We start from the raw sequence: 24,659 nt of genomic DNA, 5'->3' as shown, positions 1-24,659 counted from the left end.
GCGGGTGCTTTCCCGCCGCCGCACCGGTGTAGTCCTGGTGCGTCGGCCATGGTTGGGGCGACTGATGAGTCATGACGAAGGATCAGTTCCTCACACGGCTGCTCTCGCGACGCCGGGCCCTGCTTGCCGGCGCCGCCGCCGTCGGCGCGGCGGGCACGGCCGGACTGTTCGCGGCCGGCACCGGCGACACCCCGAAGCGGCCCGTCCTCCCCGCCGCGGCCCCCCCGGCGCGCCGCCCGCTCAAGCCGTCCGCCTACCGCCTCCAGCCCCTGACCGGCTACGGCCCACCGCGCGCCGCCCCCCGCCGCACCCTGGTGCGCCACGAGCCGCTGCTGAAGGTGTCCGGGCGCGGCCGCACCATGGTGCTGACGTTCGACGACGGGCCCGACCCCCGCTACACCCCCGACATCCTGGACACCCTGGCGGAGTACGACGTCCGCGCGATGTTCTTCGTGTGCGGCGAGATGGCGGTCGGCAACAAGGATTTGCTGACCCGCATGTCCGACGAGGGGCACACCGTCGGGAACCACACCTGGTCCCACCCCCTGCTCACCCGGCTGAGCCGGGGTCGCATCCGCTCCGAGATGGAACGCACCTGCGACGTCATCGAGGAGGCGTACGGCGAACGCCCCCAGTGGTTCCGCGCGCCCTACGGCGCCTGGAACCGGGCCGCCTTCCAGCTCGGCGCGGAACTCGGCATGGAACCCCTCGCCTGGACCGTGGACACCCTCGACTGGACCGCCCCCGCGGCCCGCACCATCGTCGGCCGGGTCGAGAACGGCGCCGCCCCCGGCGTCGTGGTGCTCTCGCACGACGCCGGGGGCGACCGCTCCCAGAGCGTCCGGGCGCTGCGCGACTATCTGCCGCAACTCCTGGACTCCGGCTATCACATCACCGTCCCGAGACGGCATTACGCATAACGCCGGACGGGCCCGCCCGGTCGGGGACGCTCAGCGGACCTCGACCAGGCGGGCGAAGGTGACGACATTCCCCGCGTAACCGTTCTGCTTGGAGAAACCTCCGCCGCAGGTGATGACGCGCAATTCCGGTGTGCCCTTGGAGCCGTAGACGCGGTCGCCCGGGAAGTTGTTCTTCTCGAACACCTCGATGCCGTAGATCTCGAACACGGCCGTCTTTCCGTCCTTGCGCTGTACCTCGACCCGATTTCCCTTCTTCAGGGCCCCGAGGCCGTAGAACACCGCGGGGCCCAGTTTGTTGTCGACATGGCCCACGAGGATGGCGGTGCCCTTCTCACCGGGAGAGACGGCGCCGGTGAACCAGCCGGCCAGATTCGGGTCCTCCGGCGGCGGGGCGCCCACCCAGCCGTCGGCGTCCAGGCCGACGGGCATGACCGGCGCGTCGACCTGGATCGCCGGAATCCTGATGCGGTCGGGCTCGGAGAACGGCTGCGGTGTCGCCGATCCGGCGAAGGTGCCGGGAACACGGCTGTCCGCCGCGGCGGCGGTCGCCGGCTGCGGCGGGCCCACATCGAACTCTCCCGAACCGTTCCGAATGAGAGCGAGGCCGGTCAGCAGAACAAGCGCTATCACGCCCCAAGGAGCGCGCTTCTTCCGCCGCTCCTCCTCCTCGGCCAGTTCGGCCAGCTCGGACGCAGACATTCGACTTCCCCTCTCGACGCGACCGTCGCCCCGTCATTCGCGCATACGAGAACGCTAAGTACCGAGAGCGGAACCGGCGACGCGACAGAGGCGAACGGGTGGCCCCGTCGCCATCGGTGCGCCATCCGAGTTGACGGCGGCAGGAATTTTCTGACGGTCCGTGACCTGCGGCAATATCCGATTGTGCGCTGATCGCTCGGCGTGTCCTCTCACCAGGACGGACCATCGCCGAAATGCGCCCGCGCGCACGGCATCTGAGGGTCGTGTTGGGAGGCGCTTTCTCGCCGATCCACCGGGGACCGTTCCCGGGGCGCCTTCCGCGGAGGATCACATGCGTACCACCCGTGCCCTGGCGGCCTCTGTCGCCGCGGTCGCCGCCCTCGGACTCGCCGCCCCCGCCGCCGTAGCGCGCGACGGGATGCCGGGCGGTTCGGGCAGCGCCGTCAGCCCGAGCAACATCGTCGCCCTGCCCAGCGTCATCGCCCGCGGCGGCCAGTTGACGATCACCGTCGACAACTGCGCCAACGGCGGCACCGCCACCTCACCGGCGTTCACCGCTCCGGTGACCCTGGCCCCCGGCAACCCGGCCAGGGGCACCGCCACCGTCAGCTCGACCGCCCACCCCGGCCTGTACTCCATCACGGTCAACTGCACCGGTGGCCGGAACCCGCTCACCAGGGACGACGCCTTCACCGTCATCGGCGGTGTCCGCGGCGGCCTCGGCGGCAGCAGCTCCAACGGGGCGACCCCGACCGACATGGCCATCGGCGGCGGGCTCGTGGCCGCGGCCGCCGTCGGCGGTGGGGTGTTCTGGATGCGCCGCCGCTCGGAGAAGCGCATCTGATCTCCCCCTTCGGAGACAGCCGCGCGCACGTGGACAGGCCGTCGCCCCGGACCCTGGGAAGGGTTCCGGGGCGACGGCCTGTCCGGGGGAGCGGTCAGGTGCCGTCCTCGCCGGTGCGGCGGCGCGAGAAGTGGTACGCCGCCCCGACCGAGCCCGCGATGAGCGCGGCACCGAGTCCGATCTCCTTCAGGTCGAACCCGGCGATCGTGCCGCCCTCACCGGCGTGCACGCCCTGGTCGGGGTACGGGTAGGGCGCGGGGTTCGTGCGGCCGGTGGCGATGGTCAGCTGCGTCGAACCGCTGACCCCGTCGCAGGAGAACGTCACCTTGTACGTGGCGCCCGGTTTGGCGTCCCAGTCGACCACCGCCGTCGCGGACGAGCGGTGGCCCGGGATGGAGATCGTGTCGAACACCCCCGAGCTGACCGTCGCGGACCCGACACAGCCGCCCTTGTCCCGGTCCAGTTGCAGGGTGACCTGGCCGCCCGCCGCGACGGTCGAGGGCAGGACGCTGAAGCCGAACGGCGTGATGTTGTCGCTCTGGGCGACGGCGGCCGGTGCGGCGAGGGCGAGGGCACTGACGCCCAGCAGAGCGGCCGAAGCTACGCGTATCGCGCGCATGGTGAATCCTCCGGGTCCCCGAGGAGCAGCAGCGGACCTTTTCCGCTTGCGCCAGAAATGCACCTCGATGATCGGAACGCTAGGAAGGTACGCACATGTGCGCGAACGCTGTCGGGCAAATGGGGCACAAATGTGGGCCGGACGGGGGACGCGGACGGCGTGGCGGCCGTCCCCCGGGCGGCCGGCGGGGTGAGAGCGCGTCAGGACCTGGCGTCGGGGAAGAGGTTCAGGAACGGCTCCGCCGACGCCGTGATGCCCCGGCTGTAGGGCGCGTCGAAGTCCCAGATCAGGAAGAGCAGGAAGGCGATCAGCGCGGAGAAGATCCCGGCGAGGATCAGCTCCCGCGCCGTGCGCCGGATCTGCAGGGCCAGGACCATGCCGATGGTGACGACGGCCCCGCCGATCAGCCCGAACCACACCACGCCCGGCATCGTCGCCCCCATCGAGTTGATACGGGCGGTGCGCGCCTGGTCGGCCGCGGCCACCTGATCGACGAGCGGCTGGTAGGCCTGGGCCTGGAAGTCCGTCCTCGGCTCGTAGTCGGTGACGTCGTGGCGGATCCGCTCGAGAAGGTCGGCGCCCCGCTGGGTGGCCTCGCCGTTGTCGGCCATCGCCTTCCACTCGGTGTTCACCACGTGTCCGACATAGGCGTTGACATCGTCGCGAATGCGGTCACGGGCGTCGGTCGGATAGACCCGCACACGCTCCGAGATCTCGTGCAGGGCCACGGCCTCCGCCTGGACGTGGTCCTGGGCGGCGCTGCGCCCCTCCCAGACGCCCGCGATGGCCAGGCCCAGGACGATGGCGTACACCACGCCGATCCACATCGTCATGTACTCGATGACATCCGGGGTCTCGCTGGGGTCCTCGTCCTGGGCCGCCGCCTTGTGGCGGACGACGGAGATGACGACCACCACGCCACAGGCGGCCAGCATCGCGAGGGTGAGAACAAGCCATTCCGGCAAGGGATGCCTCCAGGGATCAGCGCGGACGCAGCGCGGCGACGGCGACCAGCGCGGGCACCGTGATGAGCAGGACGAAGGTGAGCGGCGACGTGCCCCTGCGGGGGGCTTGCCGGGGTGGCGGGGCTTTGTACACCGGGTAGTGCACGGGGGCCGCCGCGGGGGCCGGGGCCGGCTCGGCCGGCGGTGTGGGGGTGGGGGTCGGGGTCGGACTTGGTGTGGGGGTGGGGGGAGGGGTGGGGGTCGGCTGTGGCCGGGGTGCCGCCGGCCGTGGGGCGGGAGGAGCCGGCTCCGGTGGCGGTGGCGGCGTGGGTGTCGGTGTCGGTGTGGGCTTCGGCTTCGGGGGAGGGGGCGGGGGTGGCGTAGGTGACGGCTCGGGTGGGCATGTCGGGACCGGGGTGGGCGTGGGGCTCGGCGAAGGCGTCGGGCACGACGGGGGCGTCGGCCAGGTGAGGCTTCCGGCGACCGCCACCGCCTTGATTCCGTCCGGCCCGGTCGAGGCGGACGCGCAGGCGTCGGCGGCCGCCGTGTTCGCCGGTACGCCGACGGCCAGCCATGTCAGGGTCAAGAGCAACAACACCCGTATGGTCGGGGCGTATTGAGTCGATTCGGGTCGCTGCACGACGGAGATCATGAACCCCGAACGCTCCGCACCGCTCCCGGGTACCGATGGATTGCCCCGAACGAGTGAGCGGCCCGTGTCACAGGCTCCCAAAAGAAAAATGTGCCTCTGCTGAACACAACAGCCACTTCCGTCCGTACTCATGGCCGTGCGGCGGCGCAAACGGGCGCTGCAACACCCGTACAAATTTGGGGAGTTGACGATGAAGACCTCCTGGCGGAGTGCATCGCTCGTGGCGAGCGCTGCGGCGGTGCTGGCGCTGACGACGGCGTGCGGCCAGGAAGCAGCCCCGTCCGCTAGCAGCCAGAACGTCGGCGCGACGGCCGCGGCCGGCGGTTACGGCAGTGCGGGTACCGGCATCGGGTCCGGCCTGGGCAACGGGAGCACGACTCCCTCGGCTTCCGCTTCCGCGGCGGCCCCGGCCGCTTCCGCGGGCAAGCTGGCCGTCGTCACCAATCCCGAGCTCGGCAAGGTGCTGACGGACAGCGGCGGGCTGACTCTCTACCGCTTCGACACGGACACCGCCGAGCCGCCGAAGTCCAGCTGTGACGGCGACTGCGCGAAGACCTGGCCGCCCGTGCCCGCGGACGACGCCACGGCCGGCGACGGCATCGACAAGTCGCTGCTCGGCGAGGTCACCCGCTCCGACGGCAGCAAGCAGCTGACGATCGGCGGCTGGCCGGCCTACCGCTATGTGAAGGACGTCAACGCAGGCGACGTCAACGGCCAGGGTGTGGGCGGCAAGTGGTACGCGCTGGCCGCCGACGGCAAGAAGGCCGGTGGCGGAGGCGGAGGCGGGGGCGGCGCCGAGGCGGCCGACCTGCCCGGGCTGTCCACGCGCAACGACCCGGAGCTCGGCGAGATCGTCATCGACAAGAACGGCCACACGGTCTACCGCTTCCTGAAGGACTCGCCCTGGCCGATGAAGACGGCGTGCACCGGCGCGTGCCTGGAGAAGTGGCCGGTCATCGCACCGGTCGACGCCGAGGACACCAAGGGCATCGATCTGAAGGGGTCCGGTCCCACGGGGCAGGGCTACGTGGTCTTCGACCGGCCCGACGGACTGAAGCAGCAGACCATCGACTGCGTGCCGATCTACACCTTCGCCGGTGACAAGAAGCCCGGCGACACCAACGGTCAGGGCGTCGGCGGCACCTGGTACGCCGTGGCACCCGACGGCAAGCCGATCAAGAAGTAGGTCATCTCCGGACAGCACGCACCGCGCGCTGTCCACCGGCCCGCCCCCTGCGCACCGCACGCAGGGGGCGGGCCGTTTTGCCTTGTTTCAGCGGGACTTGGGCATGCTCAACCAGGCACGTGCCGCAGGCAGTGACCGGGAACGGACGGTCAATTTCCGGTTCGGGTCGCTCCTTTGGCAGGCGATCAGTAGCCTCAGCTCGAACACCGGATCGCCTACGCCTTGGAGAGATAGATGGAGCGTCCCGCCTGGGCCCCACGGAGCATCGACATCTCGGTGCCTAGCGTTTCGCGGATCTACGACTTTTACCTGGGCGGTTCGCACAACTTCGAGGTCGACCGCGAGGCGGCCCGCAAGGCGATGGAGTTCATGCCGGGACTCCCCAAGATCATGCAGGCGAACCGGGCGTTCATGCGCCGCGCGGTGCGCTTCGCGGCGAACCAGGGCATCACCCAGTTCCTGGACATCGGTTCGGGCATCCCGACCTTCGGCAACGTCCACGAGGTGGCCCAGTCCGCCAGCCCCGGCGCCCGGGTCGTCTACGTCGACCACGACCCGGTGGCGGTCGCCCACAGCGAGGCCGTCCTGCGGGACAACGCGGACGTGGGCGTCGTCGCCGCGGACCTCCGCAAGCCCCAGGAGATCCTCGCGAGCGCCGAAGTACAGCAACTGATCGACCTGAACCGTCCGGTGGCCCTGCTTCTCGTTGCCATACTGCACTTCGTGGAAGACGAGGACGACCCGTACGATGCGGTGGCCGAGCTGCGTGACGCGCTCGCGCCCGGCAGTCTGCTGGTGCTCACACACGCCTCCTACGAGGGAATCCCGCTGCCGGCCGAGCGGGCCACCGGCGCGGTCGACGTGTACAAGGACATCCGCAACCCGCTGATCATGCGCTCGCGCAACGACATCGCGCGGTTCTTCGAGGGGTACGACATGGTGGAACCGGGACTGGTGCCGATGCCGCACTGGCGGCCGGAGTCGGAGACCTGGGACCCCGACGACGAGGATCCCTGGGCTTTCTCCGGGTTCGCCGGCGTGGGGCGTACCGCGTGATCGCCGAGCCGGACGGGCCGGAGGGCAGACTGCGCCGGTTCGCGACGATCTGGAGCCGGGCCGTCTTCCCGGTGACCACGATGCCCTCGACCCGGCCCGAGTTCGAGGAACAACTCCTGCCGCTGGCCCGCCGGTTGAGCGAGGCGCTGCGAGTGAGGACCTTCGACGCGGACGAGGGCCGCGCGCTGGGCGCCGCCCTCGTCACGGTGCACTGCACCGACCCGGAGGCGCTCAGCCGGACACTGGACTGCGTCGACGCCTACCTCGTGCTCTACTGCGGCGGCGACGGCGACCAGGAGGACCTGCGGGTACGCGCCTCGCGGCTCCAGCACGCCATGGCCGCCGGGTTCGCCTCGGCGCTGCGCGAGCGGACCCTGGCCGAGCAGGAGGCCATCTCGGCGGCCGCGCTGACGGCGCAGGGCGTGGTGGCGCAGGCGCTGCACGCGAGCGAGGCCCGCTTCCGCGCGGTCTTCGAGGGCGCCGCCATAGGGATCGGCATGGCCGACCTGGACGGCAACATCCTCCAGGTCAACGAGGCGCTGCTGCGCATGTTCGGCCTCAACGAGCAGATGATGCGCGGCCGTAACGTCATGGAGTGGACGCACCCCGAGGACGCGCCCCAGACGTGGACCCTCTACGACGAACTCGTCCGCGGCGAGCGCGAGCACTACCACCTGGAAAAGGCGTTCTCCCGCCCTGACGGAACGGTCCTGTGGACCAACCTGACCGTCTCCCTGCTCCGCGACGCGGACGGCAACCCGCAGTACCAGCTCGCGCTGATGGAGGACACCACCGAGCGCAGGCTGCTCAACCTCCGGCTGCGTTACGAGGCCACGCACGACGCGCTCACGGGCCTGCCGAACCGCACGTTCTTCTTCGAACGGCTGGAGAAGGCGCTGGGCGCCGGCCCGGGCCAGCGCTTCGGCCTGTGCTACCTCGATCTGGACGGCTTCAAGACCATCAACGACAGCCTCGGCCACGCGGCCGGCGACCGGCTGCTCGTCGAGGTCGCCGACCGGCTGCAGTCCTGCACGACCGCGCCCGGCGAGATGGTCGCCCGTCTGGGCGGTGACGAGTTCGTCGCGCTGACGACGGGGACCGACACCGAGCGCGAGGTCGACGAGCTGGCCTCGCGGATCATGAACGCGCTGCTCGCCCCGATCAGCGTCGACGGCCGTGAACTGACGGTGCGCGGCAGCATCGGCATCGTCGAGGGCCCGGCGGGGGAGCGCAGCGCGGCGGAGGTGCTGCGCAGCGCGGACATCACGATGTACCGGGCCAAGGCGTCGGGCGGCAACCGCTTCGAGCTCGCCGACGCGGAGGCGGACGCCCGCGCGATCACCCGCCACGGTCTGACCACGGCTCTGCCGACGGCCCTGGAGCGCGGCGAGTTCTTCATCGAGTACCAGCCGCTGGTGCACCTCGGCGACGGCAGCGTGCGCGGCGCGGAGGCGTTGGTGCGCTGGCTGCATCCGCAGCACGGCGTCCTGGGCCCGGACCGCTTCATCCCGCTCGCCGAACACACCGGCCTGATCGTCCCGTTGGGCCGCTGGGTCCTGGAGCAGTCGGTCCGCCAGGCCCGCGCTTGGCGAGAGCGCCACGAGGAAGCCGGTCCGCTCCGCATCAACGTCAATCTGTCGCCGTGCCAGCTCACCCACCCCGGTCTGGTGCAGGACACGGTGGACATCCTGGAGCGCGCGGGTGTGGAGCCGGACGCGCTGTGCCTGGAGGTCACGGAGTCGGCGCTGATCGGCGCCGACGACGACCTGCTGAAGCCGCTGCGCCGGCTGGCCGAGATGGGCGTCGACATCGCCCTGGACGACTTCGGCACCGGCTACTCCAACCTCGCCAACCTGCGCCGCCTCCCGGTGAGCGTCCTCAAACTGGACCGCTCCTTCACCCAGAGCATGCAGCAGTTCCCGGCGGACCCCGTCGACCTCAAGATCGTCGAGGGGATCGTCTCCCTCGCCCACAGCCTCGACCTCGCGGTCACGGTCGAGGGCGTGGAGACGGGCGCCCAGGCCGAGCAGCTGCGGATACTGGGCTGCGACACGGCCCAGGGCTGGTACTACGCCCGGCCGGGGCCGCCGGAGCGGCTGCACGAGCTGGCGCTGGTGGACGCGACGGGCTGAACCGTCACAGCCGTACGGTGACGCGGGACGGGGCGAGCCGTCACGGCCCCGCGACGCCGGTCGGCGGCACCCGCGCCAGCGCCTGCCACCGCGCCGCCTCCTCCGCATGCGAGCCGGTCGCGGTGGCCCGCGCGACCGGATCCGGCGCGTGCGGCGCGAGCGGGCCGCCGTCCCGGGCCAGCAGGGCCAACGGCCACACAGGGACGCCCGGCCCCGCCCCGTCGAAGGGCCACCACTCCCAGGGCCCGTCGAAGCGCCAGGCCCGCCCCGCGGCGTCCGCGATCTCGTCGCCGGGTTCGAGGAACGCGTAGGGGCGCAGCAGGAGTTCGAGGACGAAGGGGATGTCGTCCTCGGGGTAGAACTCCTCGCCCTGCTCGTCGAACTCCCCGGGCTCCGGGTCGCGGGCCACCCCGGCCTCCAGGACCGTCACGGACACGGTGGGGCGGGGCAGCCGTCCCGTCTCCAGGGGCGGGTCGAAGCGGTCGACCCGGATGACGTGCACCACGGCCGGGGGGATCCCGACCGTGCAGGTGTCGCCGGCGGTGAGCCGGTCCGGCGGCGGATCGGTGCGGAACAGGGAACGGTCGCCGGGGGCGGTGCCGAGCGGCAGGGCCACCCGCCCGTTCCAGTGGATCCAGTCGCAGTCGGGGTCCCGCTGCCACCAGGGCCAGCGCAGAGAGATGTCGTCCCGGGAGACGCACGCCACCGTGGCCGGGGTGTCCGGGCAGCTCACGCGCAGTACATCGCCCGGCCTGAAACTCGGATCCAACGGCCCCTCCGTCTCAGCGTTCCAGCAACATACGCTGCAACTCCCGCGCCGCCCGGGGCGGGGCCACGTCGCTGCGGTGGGCCAGCGCGATGGTCCGGTGCAGCCCCGGCCGGGCCAGCGGTGTGACCCGTAGCCCCCGTCCCGAGCGCGCGGCCACCATCCGCGGTACGACGGCCACGCCCAGCCCCGCCCGGACGAAGCCCAGCACCGCGTCCATCTCGCCGCCCTCCACCGCGAAGTCCGGCTCGAAGCCCTCGGCCCGGCATGCGGCGACCGTGAGTTCCCGCAGGTCGTAGCCGTGCCGGAACATCACGAGGCGCTCGCCCTCCAGGTCGGCGATGCGTACGGTGCGGCGGGTGGGGCCGCCGGGTGCGGAGGCCTCCGGCGACGAGACGACGACCAGGTCCTCGCGCAGCAGTTCCACCGTCGTCAGCGCGGGGGAGGGCGTCGGCAGCGGGAGGACGACGAGGGCCAGATCGAGGGCGCCGCGCGCGAGCTCGCGTACGAGATCGTGGGAACCGCCTTCCTCGATCAGCAGCCGGATGCCGGGGTAGCGGTCGTGGAAGGCGCGCAGCACGTCCGGCAGCAGACCCGTGCACAGACTCGGCGTGGCACCCAGCCGGACCCGGCCGCTGCGGAGCTGGACCAGTTCCTGCACCTCGTGCCGGGCCGTGTCCGCGTCGGCCAGGATCCGGCGGGCCAGCGGAAGCAGCGCCTCGCCCGCGTCGGTGAGGGTGATGTTGCCCCGGGCCCGCTGGAACAGATCCGCCCCGAGCTCCCGCTCCAGCGCCTTGATCTGCTGGGAGAGGGACGGCTGCGCCACGTGGACCAGGTCGGCGGCGCGGGTGAAGTGCCGGGTCTCGGCGACCGCCACGAAGTACTGGAGCTGCTGGAACTGCATCCTCGTACGATAGCCGCTGCCTATCGAATCAAGCCGGACCATGTCTTGGACCGATCGGCTTCCCGGGCCCTAGCGTCTTGACTCATGGCTCTGGCAACGCGGACGGACAGACGACCGTCCATGGCACGCATGGTGTGGGACAGCTCCGTCGGCAAGAAGACCGTCATGGCGGTCAGCGGGCTGATCATGCTGATGTACCTGGTCGTCCACATGATCGGCAACCTGAAGATCTTCTTCGGGCCGGGGGAGTTCAACCACTACGCGCACTGGCTGCGCACGCTCGGCGAGCCCTTCATGCACTACGAGTGGACGCTGTGGGTGATCAGGGTGGTGCTGGTGGTCGCGGTGGTCGCCCACGCGATCTCGGCATACCAGCTCAGCCGCCGTGACATCAAGGCGCGCCCGACGAAGTACGTGCACAAGAAGCCGCGGTCCAGCTATGCGACGCGGACCATGCGGTGGGGCGGGATCATCCTCGGCCTGTTCATCGTCTGGCACCTGCTGGACCTGACAACCGGCACCGTGCACTCGGGTGGCTTCCAGGAGGGACGGCCGTACCAGAACGTCGTGGACACCTTCTCCACCTGGTACGGCAACGTCATCTACATCCTGGCGGTCTCGGCCCTGGGCCTGCACATCCGGCACGGCTTCTGGAGCGCCGCCCAGACGCTGGGCGCCGGCAACCGCACCCGTGACCGGGCCCTCAAGGCCACGGCCGACATCCTTGCGCTGGTGCTCACGGTCGGCTTCCTCGCCGTACCCGTGGGCGTCATGACCGGAGTGGTGAGCTGAGATGACTTCTTACACCGACTACGTGACCGGCGAACCCGTCGTCGACACCAAGGCTCCGACAGGTCCCGTGGCCGAGCGCTGGGACAAGCGCCGCTTCGAGGCCAAGCTGGTCAACCCCGCCAACCGGCGCAAGCACACCGTGATCGTCGTCGGTACCGGTCTTGCGGGTGGTTCCGCGGGTGCCACGCTTGCCGAACAGGGCTATCACGTCGTCCAGTTCTGTTATCAGGATTCGCCTCGCCGGGCGCATTCGATTGCCGCGCAGGGCGGTATCAACGCGGCGAAGAATTACCGCAATGACGGTGACTCCATCCACCGGCTCTTCTACGACACCGTCAAAGGCGGGGACTTCCGGGCGCGGGAGTCGAATGTGCACCGGCTGGCGCAGATCTCGGTGGAGATCATTGATCAGTGCGTGGCGCAGGGGGTGCCGTTCGCGCGGGAGTACGGCGGTCTGCTGGACACGCGCTCCTTCGGTGGGGTGCAGGTGTCGCGGACGTTCTATGCGCGGGGCCAGACGGGTCAGCAGTTGCTGCTGGGTGCGTATCAGGCGCTGTCGAGGCAGATCGCCGCCGGAAACATCGAGATGCACGCGCGTACCGAGATGCTCGACCTGATCGTCGTCGACGGGAAGGCGCGCGGGATTGTCGCCAGGGATCTCGTCACCGGGAAGATCGACACCTACTTCGCTGATGCCGTCGTGCTGGCTTCCGGTGGTTACGGCAACGTCTTCTACCTGTCGACCAACGCCATGAATTCGAATGCCACTGCGGTGTGGCGGGCGCACCGGCGTGGCGCGTATTTCGCCAACCCCTGTTTCACGCAGATCCACCCCACGTGCATTCCGCGTACGGGTGATCATCAGTCGAAGCTGACGCTGATGAGCGAGTCGTTGCGCAATGACGGCCGGATCTGGGTGCCGAAGGCCAAGGGCGACACCCGCCCGGCGCACCAGATCCCCGAGGACGAGCGGGACTACTACCTGGAGCGCATCTATCCGTCCTTCGGCAACCTGGTCCCGCGCGACATCGCCTCCCGCGCCGCGAAGAACGTCTGCGACGAGGGGCGGGGTGTCGGGCCCGGCGGGCAGGGCGTCTACCTCGACTTCGCCGACGCCGTCGAGCGCATGGGCCGTAAAGCCGTCGAGGCCAAGTACGGCAACCTCTTCGACATGTACCAGCGGATCACCGACGAGGATCCGTACGAGGTGCCGATGCGGATCTACCCGGCCGTGCACTACACGATGGGCGGGCTGTGGGTCGACTACGACCTCCAGACCACCATTCCGGGCCTGTTCGCGATCGGCGAGGCCAACTTCTCCGACCACGGCGCGAACCGGCTCGGCGCCTCCGCGCTGATGCAGGGCCTGGCGGACGGGTACTTCGTCCTGCCGGCGACCATCAACGACTACCTCGCCCGCAACCCGCACCACGAGCCCGTCACCGACGAACACCCCGTCGTGCAGGAGGTGTTGGCGCAGACCGAGGACCGGCTGCATCTGCTGCTGTCGGTGGACGGTGACCGTACGCCGGACTCCTTCCACCGCGAACTCGGCGAGCTGATGTGGGAGTTCTGCGGCATGGCCCGCACCGACTCCGGGCTGCGCAAGGCCCTGGAGCGGATCCCGCAGATCCGCGAGGAGTTCTGGCGCCGCATCAAGGTCCCCGGCACCGGCGAGGAGTTCAACCAGTCGCTGGAGAAGGCGAATCGCGTCGTCGACTACCTGGAACTCGCCGAGCTGATGTGCCTCGACGCACTGCACCGCGCCGAGTCCTGCGGCGGTCACTTCCGCGAGGAGTCCCAGACCCCGGACGGCGAAGCGGCCCGCAAGGACGACGAGTTCGCGTACGCGGCGGCCTGGGAGTTCACCGGCACCGGCGAGGCTCCGACCCTGCACATGGAAGACCTGGTCTTCGAGTACGTCCACCCCACCCAGCGGAGCTACGCATGAAGCTCACCCTGCGCGTCTGGCGCCAGAAGAACGCCGCCACCGAAGGCGCCATGTCCACGTACGAGGTGGACGGGATCTCCTCCGACATGTCCTTCCTGGAGATGCTCGACACCCTCAACGAGGAACTCATCCTGCGCGGCGAGGACCCGGTCGCCTTCGACCACGACTGCCGTGAGGGCATCTGCGGGGCGTGCTCGCTCGTGATCAACGGCGATGCGCACGGGCCCGAGCGGACGACCACCTGTCAGCTGCACATGCGGTCCTTCAAGGACGGCGACACGATCGACATCGAGCCGTGGCGGGCCTCGGCCTTCCCGGTGATCAAGGATCTGGTCGTCGACCGCACCGCCTTCGACCGGATCATCCAGGCCGGCGGCTACATCACCGCACCCACCGGCGCCGCGCCGGAGGCCCACGCCACGCCGGTGCCCAAGCCGGACGCGGACTTCGCGTTCGAGCACGCGGAGTGCATCGGCTGCGGAGCCTGCGTCGCCGCGTGTCCCAACGGGGCGGCGATGCTGTTCACGTCGGCCAAGGTCAACCATCTCAACGTGCTGCCACAGGGGGCGCCGGAGCGGGAAACCCGGGTGCTGGACATGGTGGCGCAGATGGACGAAGAAGGCTTCGGAGGCTGCACGCTGGCCGGCGAATGCGCGACCGCCTGCCCCAAGGGCATCCCGCTGGTCTCCATCACCGGCATGAACAAGGAATGGCTGCGAGCCACGCGCAAGGTGGCGAAGCGGTAGCGCCCCTCACCGACCGTTCGCCGTCCAGTGCGGACGGGCGGGACCGGGCGTGGTGCTCAACCCCGGTCCCGCCAAGCTCACACGGCAAGCGCCTCGTCGATCAGCTCGCGGAACTCCTCGTCCTGGAGGATCGCGCGATAGTCGCCGTACGCCGAGATACGGCGGTCCTGGTCGCGCAGCGCCCGCAGGGCGTCCCGTACCGCCGGGCCGCTCGCGCGGAAGCGGATCAGCGTCCGCAACGCGGAGTGGAACAGTCCGTAGAGCTCGTGGTCACCCGAGGCGAACGCGAGAACCTGCTCCTCCAGGAGCGGGCGGGCGGGCTCGGGTTCCTCCGTCACCTGCCACAGGGCAATGGCCACGTCCACCGCGAAGACGTCCTCGGCCTGCGCCAGAACGCGCCGCAGCTCGTCGGCGTACGGCGCGGCCCGGCGGCCGAAGTCGGCGAGCTGACCGAACGGGAAGTACGGCGGCTCGCCCGGCTTCGGCAGGGTCTCCCCGAGCGCCCGCAGCGTCTCGGCCGGGTCCGCGCCGCCGATGCGCCAGAGGACCCAGTGCAACCACCTGCGGTTCTCCGGTGGTTGGAGGGCCATCCGCTCGCGTATCGCGGGCGCGGCGGAGACGGCAGCTGGGCCCATCGCCGCCAGTGCCTCGGCGGCCTCGTGCCAACGGAAGCGGTCCGCCACGTAGGCCGTGACCTCCGGCAGCGCGGGCAGCGCGACCGGTCCCCAGATCTTGAGCGTCGCCAGGAGGTCGGCCAGCACGGAGCCGGGCAGGTCGGGGTCGGCCAGTTCCCGCCGCAACTCCTCCCGTACCGCAGGCAGGAGAGTCTCCGCGTGCGCCCGGAGCGGGCCCAGGACGTCCGCGAGGTCGGGGCTGCGCGGGTCGCTGATGACGTAACCCCGGCCCTGACGCCCGCGCCAGGTCGCACACAGTCCCTCGACCAGGCCGGGCAGCGCCCTCGCGTCGTCCATCCGGGCCAGCGCCCAGCGGGCGTGCTCGCCGACGGTGCCCTCCAGGAACTCGTCCTCGCCGGGGTCGTCGAGCAGCGCGGCGAGCCGGTCGGCGTGGGCGGCGGCCCCGGGGCCGAGAGCGGCGAGGAGATGGACGGCCCGGTAGCGCACGGCGGGGTCGGAGTGGTCCAGGAGACCGGCGGCGAGCGGGACCAGCGCGGGTTCGACGGACCGTCGGCGGGTCAGCAGCTGCCAGGAGTGGTTCAGCACGGCCCGCAGCAGGTCGGTGTCCTCGGCCGGGTCCGCCGTCGCGGCCAGCCGGGTCAGGAACGCGGTCGCCTCGGCGGGTATGTCCTCGTACAGGACGGCTGTCCAGAAGGCGACAGCCTCGCGGGTGAACGGGTGCTCCCCGTCCGGCATGTACCAGACCGCCTCCCAGCGTGACCGTACGGCGGGGTCGACGAGGGCCGTCAGCACCTGCTCCCGTTCCCGCAGCGCGATCCCGGGGTCCGCCTCCGAGGCGGCGTGCACCGCCGCGGCCCGTACGACGGGGTCGTCGTCCCGCAGCGCCTCGGCCAGGACCGCGCGGACCTCGGTGTCCTCGGGGAGCCGGCCCAGCATGAACAGCACAGGCAGCCGTACCGACAGATCCGGCTCGGCCCGCCACCGCTCCAGCAGCCGGGCGGAACCCTCCGCGAGGGGCACGGCCAGCCGTCGTACGGTCGGATCCGGATCGGAGAGCAGGGCCTGGATCGTGGCGCGCTCCTGTTCCCAGGCTTCCGGCCAGCCCGGGTCCACCAGGTGCGGCGCGCAGTGCTTCGCACACGAGGCCAGGCTGTCCAGCAGCTCGACGAGCGTGCCGCGGGCGCCCGTGCGGGGGTCGGCGGCGAGTGCGACGACGAACGGCAGGGTGGCCGTGGCCGCCGGGCCGACACCGAGCTCCTGTTGCGCGAGGGCGGAGAACAGCGGCCAGCAGTCGTCCTCGGTCGAGGCCGGACCGCTGCGCAGGAGATGGAGCAGCACTCGGTGGACCTCCTGGATCGACACGCCGGCATACATCGACGTCAGCCGCTCCCAGGGCAACTCCTCCAGCGCCTGTACCGACGGTTTCCCCACGCGCGTGCGCCTCCGCTCCCGGTGATCAGTTCCGGAAGAGAGACGGTCCTGCGGAGCCCGGGGTTGCCTCACCCCGTCGGCCATCTGTCCGACACCGGCCCGTCGACGGAGCCCGGCACCCCCGACACCCGGCCCGAGCCGTTCAGCCTCCCCACACCCGCGCTCCCGGAAGCGGTCACGTACACGCCAATCGGCGTAGGAAGAACAGAGGGTGCGGGCCGGACCCACCGGCCCACCGGGTGCCGTCCCCGAAACGGCCCGTGACCTGGAGTGAGCCATGACCGCCGTATCCGCTCTGGACTCCCCGCCCCTGTCCGCCGCTCCGACCCGCTACACCGTCACCCTCGCCCGCGACGAGTCCGACGTACGCGCCGCCCAGCGGCTGCGCCACGACGTGTTCGCCGGGGAGATGGGCGCCCTGCTGTCCTCCCCGCGGCCGGGCCACGACATCGATCCCTTCGACGCCCACTGCGACCACCTGCTCGTCACCGACACCCTCACCGGCCAGGTCGTCGGCACCTATCGACTGCTGCCGCCGGAGCGGGCCGCGGTGGCCGGACGGCTGTACTCGGAGAGCGAGTTCGACCTGTCCCGCATCGACGCCCTCCGGCCCGGTCTCGTCGAGGTCGGCCGCTCCTGCGTGCACCCCGACCACCGGGACGGCGCCGTCATCGGGCTCATCTGGGCCGGCATCGCCCGCTACATGCTCGACCGCGGCCACGAGTGGCTGGCCGGCTGCTGCTCCATCCCGCTCGCGGACGGCGGCGCGCTGGCGTCGGCGGCCTGGGAGCGGGTGCGGGACAAGCACCTGGCGCCGCAGGAGTACCGCGTACGACCGCTGCTGCCCTGGGTCCCGGGACAGCCCGCCGCCGGCCGCGGTGAGCTGCCCGCCCTGCTGCGCGGCTACCTCCGCCTCGGCGCCTGGGTCTGCGGAGAGCCCGCCCACGACCCGGACTTCGGGGTCGCCGACCTGTACGTGCTGCTGTCGATGCGCCGCGTCAACCCGCGCTATCTGCGGCACTTCCTCTCCCTCGTACCGGCCTGATGAGCGTCTGGCTGCCCAGCGCGCCCTGCACCCCCGGGGCGTGTGTGGAGCCGACGGGGTCCGGCACGGCGGTACCACGCGCCGTGCTGCGCCTGGCGGCGGTCCTGGTCCTGGTGCTCGCCGGGGTCGTGCTGTCGCCGCTCGGCGGGCTGATCCCCGCCGAGTCGGTGCGGCGGTGGTGCCGGTGGATCGTACGGGCCGCGGGGGTCCGGGTCCGTGTCACCGGCGCCGCCGCGCCCACCGGCGGGCTGCTCCTGGTCGCCAACCACATCTCCTGGCTGGACATCCCGCTGCTCGCCGCCGTGCGCCCGGCCCGGATGGTCGCCAAGACCGAGATCCGGCAGTGGCCGGTGGCGGGTGCGGTGGTGGCCCGGGCCGCGTTGTTCATCGAGCGGGACCGGCTGCGCGCCCTCCCGGACACGGTCGCCCGGATCGCTCAGGGACTCCGCGGCGGGCAGGCGGTCGCGGTGTTCCCCGAGGGCAGCACCTGGTGCGGACGCGCCCAGGGCACCTTCCGCCGGGCCGTGTTCCAGGCCGCCCTGGACGCCGGGGTTCCCGTCCAGCCGGTACGGCTGCGCTATCGACTCGACGGCGGCACGGCCAGCACCGCGCCCGCCTTCGTCGGCGAGGACACGCTGCTCGCCTCGGTGTGGCGGGTGGTGTCGGCGCGGGGGCTGGTCGCCGAGGTGGAGGTACGGGACGTCATCCCGCCCGGCAGCCACGCCGACCGCCGTTCCCTCGCGCTGGCCGCCCAGCCCGCGACGTCGCACCGACCCGGCTGGATCCACTCGGCGCTGGTCGCGGAGGTGATGTGATGGCGGGGTGAGCCGCACCGCCGAAGAGAGCAACCGCCGCATGCTGCGGGCCCGGGACGCCATGGACCGCGCCTACGCGCAGCCGCTGGACGTGCCGGCCCTGGCCCGGATCGCCCATGTGTCCCCGGCGCACTTCGCCCGCACCTTCCGTGCCACGTTCGGTGAGACACCGCACCGCTATCTCCAGCGGCGCCGGGTCGAGCGGGCGATGTTCCTGCTGCGGGAGACCGACCGCAGCGTGACCGACATCTGCTTCGCGGTCGGCTTCGGCAGCCCGGGGACCTTCAGCCGCACCTTCCGCGACATCGTCGGCCGGTCACCGAGGACGTACCGCAGGCAGACCGCGACGATCGCCGTACCGACGTGCTTCACGAAGGCGTGGACGCGGCCGAGGGCCTCGGGCGACTGAGCAGTTCTGGATAAGTTTTCGTCCGGCCCGCTCGGTAGCGTGAGGCGCATGTTCACCGGCATCACACACTCACAGATCTACGTCCTCGACCAGGACGAGGCCCTCGACTTCTACGTCGGCAAGCTCGGCCTGGAGGTCCACACCGACGCCGACCTCGGGTTCATGCGCTGGCTCACCGTCAACGTCCCCGGCCACCCGGACCGGCAGATCCTGCTGGAGCGGCCGGGACAGCCGGCGCTGTCCGAGGAGACGGCGGCCCAGGTCCGCGACCTGCTCACCAAGGGCGCCATGGGCGGCCACCTCATCTTCAGCACCGACGACTGCCGCAAGACGTGCGAGACCCTGCGCGGCCGCGGTGTCGAGATCACCGACGAACCCACCGAGCGCCCGTACGGCATCGACTGCGGCGTACGCGACCCCTTCGGCAACAGCATCCGCTTCACCCAGCCGAACGACTAGGGCCTGTCGTCGGCGGGGGCGCCCCGTGCTCCGAGCGCCGCGGCCAGATACGCGGCCGTGGTGCTGCCCTTCGCCCGGGCCACCTCCGTGGGCGGTCCCGTCGCCACGACGCGGCCGCCCGCGTCCCCGCCGCCCGGTCCCAGGTCGATCACCCAGTCCGCGTCCGCGACGACGGACATGTCGTGCTCGACGACGATGACGGTGTGTCCGATGTCGACGAGTCCGTGGAGCCGGCGCATCAGCACCTCGACGTCGGCCGGGTGGAGGCCGGTGGTCGGTTCGTCGAGGAGGTAGAGGGTGTGGCCGCGGCGCCCGCGCTGCAACTCACTGGCCAGCTTGATGCGTTGGGCCTCGCCGCCGGAGAGTTCGGTGGCGGGCTGGCCCAGCCGCACATAGCCGAGGCCCACGTCCAGGAGCGTGCCGAGGCTGCGGGCGACGGCGGGGGTGTCGGCGAAGAACTCCGCCGCGGACTCCACCGTCAGGTCAAGGACCTGGGCGATGTTCCGCCCCCGGTACATCACTTCGAGCGTCTCGGCGTTGTAGCGGGCCCCGCCGCAGTCCGGGCACGGCGCGTACGTGCTCGGCAGGAACAGCAGCTCGACGCTGACGAACCCCTCGCCCTGACAGGTCTCGCAGCGTCCCCCGGCCACGTTGAAGGAGAACCGGCCGACACCGAAACCGCGTGTCCGGGCCTGGTCCGTGGCCGCGAACTCCTTGCGTACGACGTCGAAGAGGCCGGTGTAGGTGGCCAGGTTGGAGCGCGGGGTGCGGCCGATCGGCCGCTGGTCGACGCGGACGAGCCGTCCCACGCCCGCCGACTCCTCGGTGATCTCCCCGATGAGCGTGGACTTCCCGGACCCGGAGACGCCCGTCACCGCCGTGAAAACGCCGAGCGGGAACTCCGCCGTCACCCCGCGCAGGTTGTGCCGGGTGACCGGCCCGACCTTCAACTGCCCGCTCGGGGCGCGCACTTCACGTACGGGTGCGGGGGAGCGGCCGAAGAGGAACCGCGCCGTCTCCGAGCCCTCGACCGCGGCCAGTTCCGCCACGGGACCGCTGTGCAGCACCTCGCCGCCGTGCTCACCGGCGCCCGGACCCACGTCCACCAGCCAGTCCGCGCCGCGCACCACGTCGAGGTGGTGCTCCACCACGAACACCGAGTTGCCGGCCGCCTTCAGCCGCTCCAGCACCGTCAGCAGCGCCTCGGTGTCCGCCGGGTGCAGTCCGGCGGAGGGCTCGTCGAGGACGTACACCACTGCGAACAGTCCGGAGCGCAGCTGGGTCGCCAGCCGGAGTCGTTGCAGCTCACCGGCGGAGAGGGTGGGGGTGGAGCGGTCGAGGCCGAGGTAGCCGAGACCGAGTTCGAGGGCGGGGGCGATACGGGAGGCGAGGTCGTCGGTGAGGACACGCGTGGTCTCGTCGACAGCGCGCAGGTGCCCCATGAGGTCCGTCAGCGGCAGCGCAGCGAGCTCGGCGATCGTCCGCCCCGCGAAGGTCACCGCGAGCGCCTCCGGCCGTAGCCGGCTGCCGCCGCACGCGGGGCAGGGCGCGCTGCTGAGGAACCGCTCCGCCTTCGTCCGCAGCGTCGGGCTCTTGGAGTCCGAGAAGGTCTTCATCACATAGCGCCGGGCGCTCATGTACGTGCCCTGGTAAGGCCGTTGGATGCGGTCCGCGTCACGCACCGGATGCACCGTGACGACCGGCTGCTCGTCGGTGAACAGGATCCACTCCCGCGCCTCGGCGGGCAGCTCGCGCCACGCCCGGTCCACGTCGTGGCCGAGCGCGTCCAGGATGTCCCGCAGGTTCTTCCCCTGCCAAGCGCCCGGCCACGCCGCGATCGCACCCTCCCGGATGGACAGCGACGGATCCGGGACCAGCAACTCCTCGGTCGTCCGGTGCACTTGACCCAGCCCATGGCACTCCGGGCACGCCCCTGCCGCCGTATTGGGCGAGAAGGAGTCCGAGTCGAGCCGCTCGGCGCCCGGCGGATAGTCACCGGCCCGGGAGAACAGCATCCGCAAGGAGTTCGAGAGGTTGGTGACCGTCCCGACGGACGAACGGGACGTCGGCGCCGCACGCCGCTGCTGCAGCGACACCGCGGGCGGCAGCCCGGTGATCTCCCCGACCTTCGGTGCTCCCACCTGATGGATCAGCCTGCGGGCGTACGGCGCGACGGACTCGAAGTACCGCCGCTGCGCCTCGGCATAGATCGTCCCGAACGCCAGCGACGACTTCCCGGACCCGGAGACCCCGGTGAACACGGCCAGCACGTCCCGCGGGATGTCGACGTCCACACCCTTGAGGTTGTGCTCTCGGGCGCCGCGGACTCGGACATACGGGTCATGTGGGTGGTGCATGAGGGGGAACTCTAGTCGGAGACGATCGAGGCGAGCCGCCGGTAGGAGTCCAGCAGCGCGTCACGGTCGTGGCTGCTGGTGGTGACGAGTACCTCCTGTGCGCCCGTCTCCTTCAGTACCGTCTCCAGCTCGTGCGCCACCTGGTCCTCGGTGCCGGCGATGTGGCCGGTGAGGCCGGACTCGTAGAGGTCGCGCTCCTTGGCGGTCATGGTGAGTGCCTCGACGCGCTCGGCGGCCGGCAGGGGCGGGAAGGTGCCGTGGGTGCGGGAGTGGGCCATGGACCAGGCCTCCGGGACCAGGAGGCGGCGGGCGTCCGCGGGGGTGGCGGCGACCGCGATCGTGCCGGAGATCACGACGTACGGTTCCGGTGCCCAGGGGGAGGGGCGGAAGTGGGTGCGGTAGTGGTCGATGCCGCGCTGCATCCTGTCGCGGCTGCGCAGGTCGCCGATGACCATGGGCAGGCCGGCGCGGGCCGCGATCGCGGCGCCCTCGCCCATCGCGAGGACGAACGGCGGCACCGTCAGGCCCTCCGCGGGGCGCGCGTGCACCCCGGTCGGGGAGGTGCCGCGGAACCAGCCGAGCAGTTCGTCGAGCTGGCCGGCGAAGTCGTCGGCGTCGTCCTTGCCGCGGCCCAGCGCCTTGCGTACGCCGTCGGTGAAGCCGACCGAGCGCCCCAGCCCCATGTCGATGCGGCCGGGGAAGAGGGACTCCAGGACGCCGAACTGTTCGGCCACGACCAGCGGCCGGTGGTTGGGCAGCATCACGCCGCCCGTCCCCACCCGGATCGTCCGCGTCGCCGCGGCCACGGCGGCGGCCAGCACGGTCGGGGCGGAACCGGCGACGCCGGGTACCCCGTGGTGCTCGGAGACCCAGAACCGGTGATACCCGAGCTCCTCCAGCTCCTGCGCGAACCGCACGGTGTCGCGCAGCGCCTCGGCGTTCGAGTGGCCCTCGCGGGTGCGGGAACGGTCGAGGACGGAGAAGCGGGTGCCGGCGATCAGGTGGGTCACAGGGAGTTCAACGCCGGGGACGCCGTGACATTCCCGGCGTCACCCGGTGTCAGGGCGCGGACACGGCGTGTTCCTGGGTGGATACGGCGTGCTCGTGCTCGCAGGTGTCCTCGATGCCGTACATGTCCCAGGCCGGGAAGGGGTCGGCGTCCGGGACGCCCTCCTCCGGGCCCATGAGGCAGTCCGCGAGGGCGCTGTGGAGTCGCGCGGCCTGCAACTGCGTGCCGATGAAGACCAGTTCCTGTGCGTGCGGCGCCTCGTCGTCGCGTGCCGCCGACGGTTCGAAGCGGGCCACCGAGCCGGCCTGGGACCACAGGCCGGTGACGTGGGGGCGGCTGGCCAGGGTGAAGAAGCCCTTGGAGCGCAGGACGCGGCCGTACGCGCCGCCGTCCAGGTGCTCCGTGACGAAGGTCCACAACCGGGCGGGGTGGAAGGGGAGTCCGGAGCGGAAGACCGTGGAGGAGACGCCGTACTCCTCGGTCTCGGGGACATGCTCGCCGTTGAGTTCCCGGACCCAGCCCGGCGCCTGTTGTGCGCGCTCCAGGTCGAACAGGCCGGTGCCCAGGACCTGGTGGAGGTCCACGCGGGCGTGGCGTGCGTCGACGATCCGGGCGACGGGGTTCAGTCGGTGCAATGCCGCCCGCAGCCGGGCCGCGGCGTCCGTGTCCACCAGGTCGAGCTTGTTGAGGACGATGACGTCCGCGAACTCGATCTGGTCGACCAGCAGATCGCTGACCGTGCGCTCGTCGTCCTCGAAGGGGGCCAGCCCGCGCTCGGCCAGTTCGTCGCCGCTGTCCAGCTCGGGCAGGAAGTTGGCCGCGTCCACGACCGTGACCATGGTGTCCAGACGGGCGACGTCCCCGAGAGTGGCCCCGTCGTCGCGGGCGAACGCGAAGGTGGCCGCGACGGGCATCGGCTCCGAAATGCCCGACGACTCGATGAGCAGGTGGTCGAAGCGGCCCTCGCGCGCCAGCCGGTCCACCTCCTCCAGCAGGTCGTCGCGCAGGGTGCAGCAGATACAGCCGTTGGTCATCTCGACCAGGCGTTCCTCGGTCCGTGACAGCGCGGCCTCGCCGCCCCGCACCAGCGCGGCGTCGATGTTGACCTCGCTCATGTCATTGACGATCACGGCGACGCGCAGGCCCTCGCGGTTGGCCAGGACATGGTTGAGCAGCGTGGTCTTGCCCGCCCCGAGGAACCCGGACAGGACGGTGACCGGCAGACGGTCGTACGGCATCGGGGCTCAGCCCTCGGGACGCAGCAGGCCGCGCTCGTAGGCCTTCACGAGGTTCTGCGGTACGAGGTGCCGCACGCCGTCGATGGTGACGGGCACCAGCGAGGGGGTGGCCGCCTTCCACTGGGCGCGGCGGTGGCGGGTGTTGCTGCGGGACATCTTCCGCTTGGGGACAGCCATGACAGGGACCTCCTCGGTGGGACGGCGAGCACCGAGGACGCTACATGAAAATGGATCCCATTAACAATTGGTCGCGCGCGGCACGGCGCGGGAAGGCTGCCGGTTCTAGGGTGGAGCGCGTGACCGACAGCAGCAGACCGCCCCTCGCCGTGTTCGACCTGGACAACACCCTCGCGGACACCGCCCACCGGCAGCGCTTCCTGGAGCGCACGCCCCGCGACTGGGACGGCTTCTTCGCCGCCGCGCCCCAGGACCCGCCCCTCGCCGAGGGCCTCGCCCTGGTCCTGGAGAGCGCCGAGGAGTGCGAGGTCGTCTATCTCACCGGCCGGCCCGAGCGCTGCCGACAGGACACGCTCGACTGGCTCGCCGCCCAGGGACTGCCCGAGGGCCGTGTCCACATGCGGCGCGACAACGACCGCAGACCCGCCCGGCGCACCAAGCTGGAGACCCTCCGCCGGCTCGCCCGCACCCGTGAGATCCGGGTGCTGGTGGACGACGACGAACTGGTCTGCGAGGACGCCGAACGGGCCGGATTCACGGTCGTACGGGCGCGCTGGACCGCCCCCTCCGCCGCGCTGAAGAGCGCGCAGGAGCGGGAGGGGCGGACCTGAGCCGGAGTCGCTACTCCGAGTCCGACTCGTCCAGGCGGAAGCCCACCTTCAGGCCCACCTGCCAGTGCGCGACCTGTCCCTCCTCGATCTGGCCCCGCACCTGCGTCACCTCGAACCAGTCGAGGTTGCGGAGGGTCTCTGAGGCACGGCCGATACCGTTGCGGATGGCCTGGTCGACGCCGTCGGGCGAGGTGCCGACGATCTCGGTCACCCGATAGGTGTGATTCGTCATGGCTCCACCGTGCCCCAAGTGGCGGCGGAG

General features: G+C 71.3%; 26 protein-coding genes. 14 read left to right on the top strand and 12 right to left on the bottom strand.

Annotation, left to right across the window (positions count from 1 at the left end; translation table 11 throughout):
- Positions 1-71 precede the first annotated feature (71 nt).
- Positions 72-920, top strand: a complete 849-nt coding sequence (locus tag QF037_RS07900; protein ID WP_307023228.1) for a polysaccharide deacetylase family protein — start codon at positions 72-74, stop codon at positions 918-920.
- Positions 921-950: 30 nt separating this feature from the next.
- Here the strand turns inward: QF037_RS07900 and QF037_RS07895 are convergent, their stop codons facing one another.
- A complete protein-coding gene (locus QF037_RS07895) occupies positions 951-1,619 on the bottom strand; it encodes a class F sortase (protein WP_266885131.1) in 669 nt (222 codons plus the stop codon).
- 331 nt (positions 1,620-1,950) lie between these two features.
- Between QF037_RS07895 and QF037_RS07890 the strand changes: the two genes are divergently transcribed.
- Positions 1,951-2,463: a hypothetical protein gene (locus QF037_RS07890; RefSeq protein WP_307023225.1), complete on the top strand. Its 513-nt coding sequence runs from the start codon at positions 1,951-1,953 to the stop codon at positions 2,461-2,463.
- A 94-nt stretch (positions 2,464-2,557) separates the two neighbouring features.
- On the opposite strand, the gene QF037_RS07885 is transcribed toward QF037_RS07890, so the two are convergent.
- From QF037_RS07885 to QF037_RS07875, 3 genes are all read right to left on the bottom strand, one after another.
- Complete coding sequence (locus QF037_RS07885) at positions 2,558-3,082, bottom strand: hypothetical protein (RefSeq protein WP_307023224.1); 525 nt, start codon at positions 3,080-3,082, stop codon at positions 2,558-2,560.
- Between the two features lie 200 nt (positions 3,083-3,282).
- Complete coding sequence (locus QF037_RS07880; RefSeq protein ID WP_307023222.1) at positions 3,283-4,047, bottom strand: bestrophin-like domain; 765 nt, start codon at positions 4,045-4,047, stop codon at positions 3,283-3,285.
- A 16-nt stretch (positions 4,048-4,063) separates the two neighbouring features.
- Positions 4,064-4,192 (bottom strand): hypothetical protein, encoded by a 129-nt coding sequence (locus tag QF037_RS07875; protein ID WP_307023220.1) that lies wholly within the window; start codon positions 4,190-4,192, stop codon positions 4,064-4,066.
- Positions 4,193-4,352: 160 nt separating this feature from the next.
- Between QF037_RS07875 and QF037_RS07870 the strand changes: the two genes are divergently transcribed.
- From QF037_RS07870 to QF037_RS07855, 4 genes are all read left to right on the top strand, one after another.
- Positions 4,353-4,646, top strand: a complete 294-nt coding sequence (locus QF037_RS07870) for a hypothetical protein (RefSeq protein ID WP_307023218.1) — start codon at positions 4,353-4,355, stop codon at positions 4,644-4,646.
- 222 nt (positions 4,647-4,868) lie between these two features.
- A complete protein-coding gene (locus QF037_RS07865; protein WP_307023216.1) occupies positions 4,869-5,864 on the top strand; it encodes an SCO0930 family lipoprotein in 996 nt (331 codons plus the stop codon).
- 234 nt (positions 5,865-6,098) lie between these two features.
- The gene (locus QF037_RS07860; RefSeq protein WP_307023214.1) at positions 6,099-6,920 is read left to right on the top strand and encodes an SAM-dependent methyltransferase; all 822 of its coding nucleotides are present in this window, start codon (positions 6,099-6,101) and stop codon (positions 6,918-6,920) included.
- Positions 6,917-9,052: a putative bifunctional diguanylate cyclase/phosphodiesterase gene (locus tag QF037_RS07855; protein ID WP_307023211.1), complete on the top strand. Its 2,136-nt coding sequence runs from the start codon at positions 6,917-6,919 to the stop codon at positions 9,050-9,052. The genes QF037_RS07860 and QF037_RS07855 overlap by 4 nt, the downstream gene beginning before the upstream one ends.
- A gap of 40 nt (positions 9,053-9,092) precedes the next feature.
- Here the strand turns inward: QF037_RS07855 and QF037_RS07850 are convergent, their stop codons facing one another.
- Both QF037_RS07850 and QF037_RS07845 read right to left on the bottom strand, forming a co-directional pair.
- On the bottom strand, positions 9,093-9,821 hold the full coding sequence (locus QF037_RS07850) for a hypothetical protein (protein WP_307023209.1): 729 nt from the start codon (positions 9,819-9,821) through the stop codon (positions 9,093-9,095).
- A gap of 13 nt (positions 9,822-9,834) precedes the next feature.
- Positions 9,835-10,722 carry a LysR family transcriptional regulator gene (locus QF037_RS07845; protein WP_307023207.1) on the bottom strand — a complete coding sequence of 296 codons (888 nt, stop codon included), beginning with the start codon at positions 10,720-10,722 and terminating at the stop codon, positions 9,835-9,837.
- Positions 10,723-10,842: 120 nt separating this feature from the next.
- Between QF037_RS07845 and QF037_RS07840 the strand changes: the two genes are divergently transcribed.
- Genes QF037_RS07840 through QF037_RS07830 form a run of 3 tightly spaced genes read left to right on the top strand, consistent with a single transcriptional unit; the run spans position 10,843 to position 14,211 of the window.
- Entirely contained in the window at positions 10,843-11,514 is a 672-nt protein-coding gene (locus QF037_RS07840) for a succinate dehydrogenase (RefSeq protein WP_307023205.1), read from the top strand.
- 1 nt (position 11,515) lies between these two features.
- Entirely contained in the window at positions 11,516-13,465 is a 1,950-nt protein-coding gene (locus QF037_RS07835; protein WP_307023203.1) for a fumarate reductase/succinate dehydrogenase flavoprotein subunit, read from the top strand.
- A complete protein-coding gene (locus QF037_RS07830; RefSeq protein WP_307023201.1) occupies positions 13,462-14,211 on the top strand; it encodes a succinate dehydrogenase/fumarate reductase iron-sulfur subunit in 750 nt (249 codons plus the stop codon). Before QF037_RS07835 ends, QF037_RS07830 begins: the two co-directional genes overlap by 4 nt.
- A 77-nt stretch (positions 14,212-14,288) precedes the next feature.
- Here the strand turns inward: QF037_RS07830 and QF037_RS07825 are convergent, their stop codons facing one another.
- Positions 14,289-16,277, bottom strand: coding sequence for a HEAT repeat domain-containing protein (locus QF037_RS07825; RefSeq protein ID WP_307023199.1), 1,989 nt, complete (start codon positions 16,275-16,277; stop codon positions 14,289-14,291).
- Positions 16,278-16,554: 277 nt separating this feature from the next.
- Here QF037_RS07825 and QF037_RS07820 point away from each other — a divergent pair, with 277 nt between their 5' ends.
- From QF037_RS07820 to QF037_RS07805, 4 genes are read left to right on the top strand one after another with little or no spacing between them, the layout of a single operon-like run.
- Positions 16,555-17,322: a GNAT family N-acetyltransferase gene (locus tag QF037_RS07820; RefSeq protein ID WP_307023197.1), complete on the top strand. Its 768-nt coding sequence runs from the start codon at positions 16,555-16,557 to the stop codon at positions 17,320-17,322.
- Positions 17,322-18,137, top strand: coding sequence for a lysophospholipid acyltransferase family protein (locus tag QF037_RS07815; protein WP_307023195.1), 816 nt, complete (start codon positions 17,322-17,324; stop codon positions 18,135-18,137). The genes QF037_RS07820 and QF037_RS07815 overlap by 1 nt, the downstream gene beginning before the upstream one ends.
- Positions 18,138-18,177: 40 nt before the next feature.
- Positions 18,178-18,546 carry a helix-turn-helix domain-containing protein gene (locus QF037_RS07810; RefSeq protein WP_373463948.1) on the top strand — a complete coding sequence of 123 codons (369 nt, stop codon included), beginning with the start codon at positions 18,178-18,180 and terminating at the stop codon, positions 18,544-18,546.
- 48 nt (positions 18,547-18,594) lie between these two features.
- Positions 18,595-19,005 carry a VOC family protein gene (locus QF037_RS07805; protein ID WP_307023191.1) on the top strand — a complete coding sequence of 137 codons (411 nt, stop codon included), beginning with the start codon at positions 18,595-18,597 and terminating at the stop codon, positions 19,003-19,005.
- Here the strand turns inward: QF037_RS07805 and QF037_RS07800 are convergent.
- Genes QF037_RS07800 through rpmF form a run of 4 tightly spaced genes read right to left on the bottom strand, consistent with a single transcriptional unit; the run spans position 19,002 to position 23,786 of the window.
- Complete coding sequence (locus QF037_RS07800; RefSeq protein ID WP_307023189.1) at positions 19,002-21,362, bottom strand: excinuclease ABC subunit UvrA; 2,361 nt, start codon at positions 21,360-21,362, stop codon at positions 19,002-19,004. The genes QF037_RS07805 and QF037_RS07800 overlap by 4 nt on opposite strands.
- A gap of 11 nt (positions 21,363-21,373) precedes the next feature.
- On the bottom strand, positions 21,374-22,372 hold the full coding sequence (locus tag QF037_RS07795) for an LLM class flavin-dependent oxidoreductase (RefSeq protein ID WP_307023187.1): 999 nt from the start codon (positions 22,370-22,372) through the stop codon (positions 21,374-21,376).
- Between the two features lie 49 nt (positions 22,373-22,421).
- Entirely contained in the window at positions 22,422-23,609 is a 1,188-nt protein-coding gene (locus QF037_RS07790) for a GTP-binding protein (RefSeq protein ID WP_307023185.1), read from the bottom strand.
- A gap of 6 nt (positions 23,610-23,615) precedes the next feature.
- Positions 23,616-23,786 (bottom strand): 50S ribosomal protein L32, encoded by a 171-nt coding sequence (gene rpmF, locus QF037_RS07785; RefSeq protein WP_097271518.1) that lies wholly within the window; start codon positions 23,784-23,786, stop codon positions 23,616-23,618.
- A 119-nt stretch (positions 23,787-23,905) separates the two neighbouring features.
- Here rpmF and QF037_RS07780 point away from each other — a divergent pair, with 119 nt between their 5' ends.
- Positions 23,906-24,397: a phosphatase domain-containing protein gene (locus QF037_RS07780; protein ID WP_373463684.1), complete on the top strand. Its 492-nt coding sequence runs from the start codon at positions 23,906-23,908 to the stop codon at positions 24,395-24,397.
- 10 nt (positions 24,398-24,407) lie between these two features.
- Here the strand turns inward: QF037_RS07780 and QF037_RS07775 are convergent, their stop codons facing one another.
- The gene (locus QF037_RS07775) at positions 24,408-24,629 is read right to left on the bottom strand and encodes a dodecin (protein WP_307023181.1); all 222 of its coding nucleotides are present in this window, start codon (positions 24,627-24,629) and stop codon (positions 24,408-24,410) included.
- Positions 24,630-24,659 lie beyond the last annotated feature (30 nt).

Source organism: Streptomyces canus, from assembly GCF_030815415.1.
Classification (GTDB): Bacteria; Actinomycetota; Actinomycetes; order Streptomycetales; family Streptomycetaceae; genus Streptomyces; species Streptomyces canus_F.
Note: the sequence above shows the minus strand (reverse complement) of the source record. Positions and strands in the feature narration are given on the sequence as shown.

Bases quoted from the DNA above. Each gene is read 5' to 3' on its own strand.
- QF037_RS07885 (WP_307023224.1), bottom strand. From the start codon at position 3,082: ATGCGCGCGATACGCGTAGCTTCGGCCGCTCTGCTGGGCGTCAGTGCC.
- QF037_RS07820 (WP_307023197.1), top strand. From the start codon at position 16,555: ATGACCGCCGTATCCGCTCTGGACTCCCCGCCCCTGTCCGCCGCTCCG.
- QF037_RS07860 (WP_307023214.1), top strand. From the start codon at position 6,099: ATGGAGCGTCCCGCCTGGGCCCCACGGAGCATCGACATCTCGGTGCCT.
- QF037_RS07805 (WP_307023191.1), top strand. From the start codon at position 18,595: ATGTTCACCGGCATCACACACTCACAGATCTACGTCCTCGACCAGGAC.
- QF037_RS07775 (WP_307023181.1), bottom strand. From the start codon at position 24,629: ATGACGAATCACACCTATCGGGTGACCGAGATCGTCGGCACCTCGCCC.
- QF037_RS07790 (WP_307023185.1), bottom strand. From the start codon at position 23,609: ATGCCGTACGACCGTCTGCCGGTCACCGTCCTGTCCGGGTTCCTCGGG.
- QF037_RS07800 (WP_307023189.1), bottom strand. From the start codon at position 21,362: ATGCACCACCCACATGACCCGTATGTCCGAGTCCGCGGCGCCCGAGAG.
- QF037_RS07845 (WP_307023207.1), bottom strand. From the start codon at position 10,722: ATGCAGTTCCAGCAGCTCCAGTACTTCGTGGCGGTCGCCGAGACCCGG.
- QF037_RS07830 (WP_307023201.1), top strand. From the start codon at position 13,462: ATGAAGCTCACCCTGCGCGTCTGGCGCCAGAAGAACGCCGCCACCGAA.
- QF037_RS07815 (WP_307023195.1), top strand. From the start codon at position 17,322: ATGAGCGTCTGGCTGCCCAGCGCGCCCTGCACCCCCGGGGCGTGTGTG.
- QF037_RS07810 (WP_373463948.1), top strand. From the start codon at position 18,178: ATGCTGCGGGCCCGGGACGCCATGGACCGCGCCTACGCGCAGCCGCTG.
- QF037_RS07895 (WP_266885131.1), bottom strand. From the start codon at position 1,619: ATGTCTGCGTCCGAGCTGGCCGAACTGGCCGAGGAGGAGGAGCGGCGG.
- QF037_RS07890 (WP_307023225.1), top strand. From the start codon at position 1,951: ATGCGTACCACCCGTGCCCTGGCGGCCTCTGTCGCCGCGGTCGCCGCC.
- QF037_RS07865 (WP_307023216.1), top strand. From the start codon at position 4,869: ATGAAGACCTCCTGGCGGAGTGCATCGCTCGTGGCGAGCGCTGCGGCG.
- rpmF (WP_097271518.1), bottom strand. From the start codon at position 23,786: ATGGCTGTCCCCAAGCGGAAGATGTCCCGCAGCAACACCCGCCACCGC.
- QF037_RS07900 (WP_307023228.1), top strand. From the start codon at position 72: ATGACGAAGGATCAGTTCCTCACACGGCTGCTCTCGCGACGCCGGGCC.
- QF037_RS07840 (WP_307023205.1), top strand. From the start codon at position 10,843: ATGGCACGCATGGTGTGGGACAGCTCCGTCGGCAAGAAGACCGTCATG.
- QF037_RS07835 (WP_307023203.1), top strand. From the start codon at position 11,516: ATGACTTCTTACACCGACTACGTGACCGGCGAACCCGTCGTCGACACC.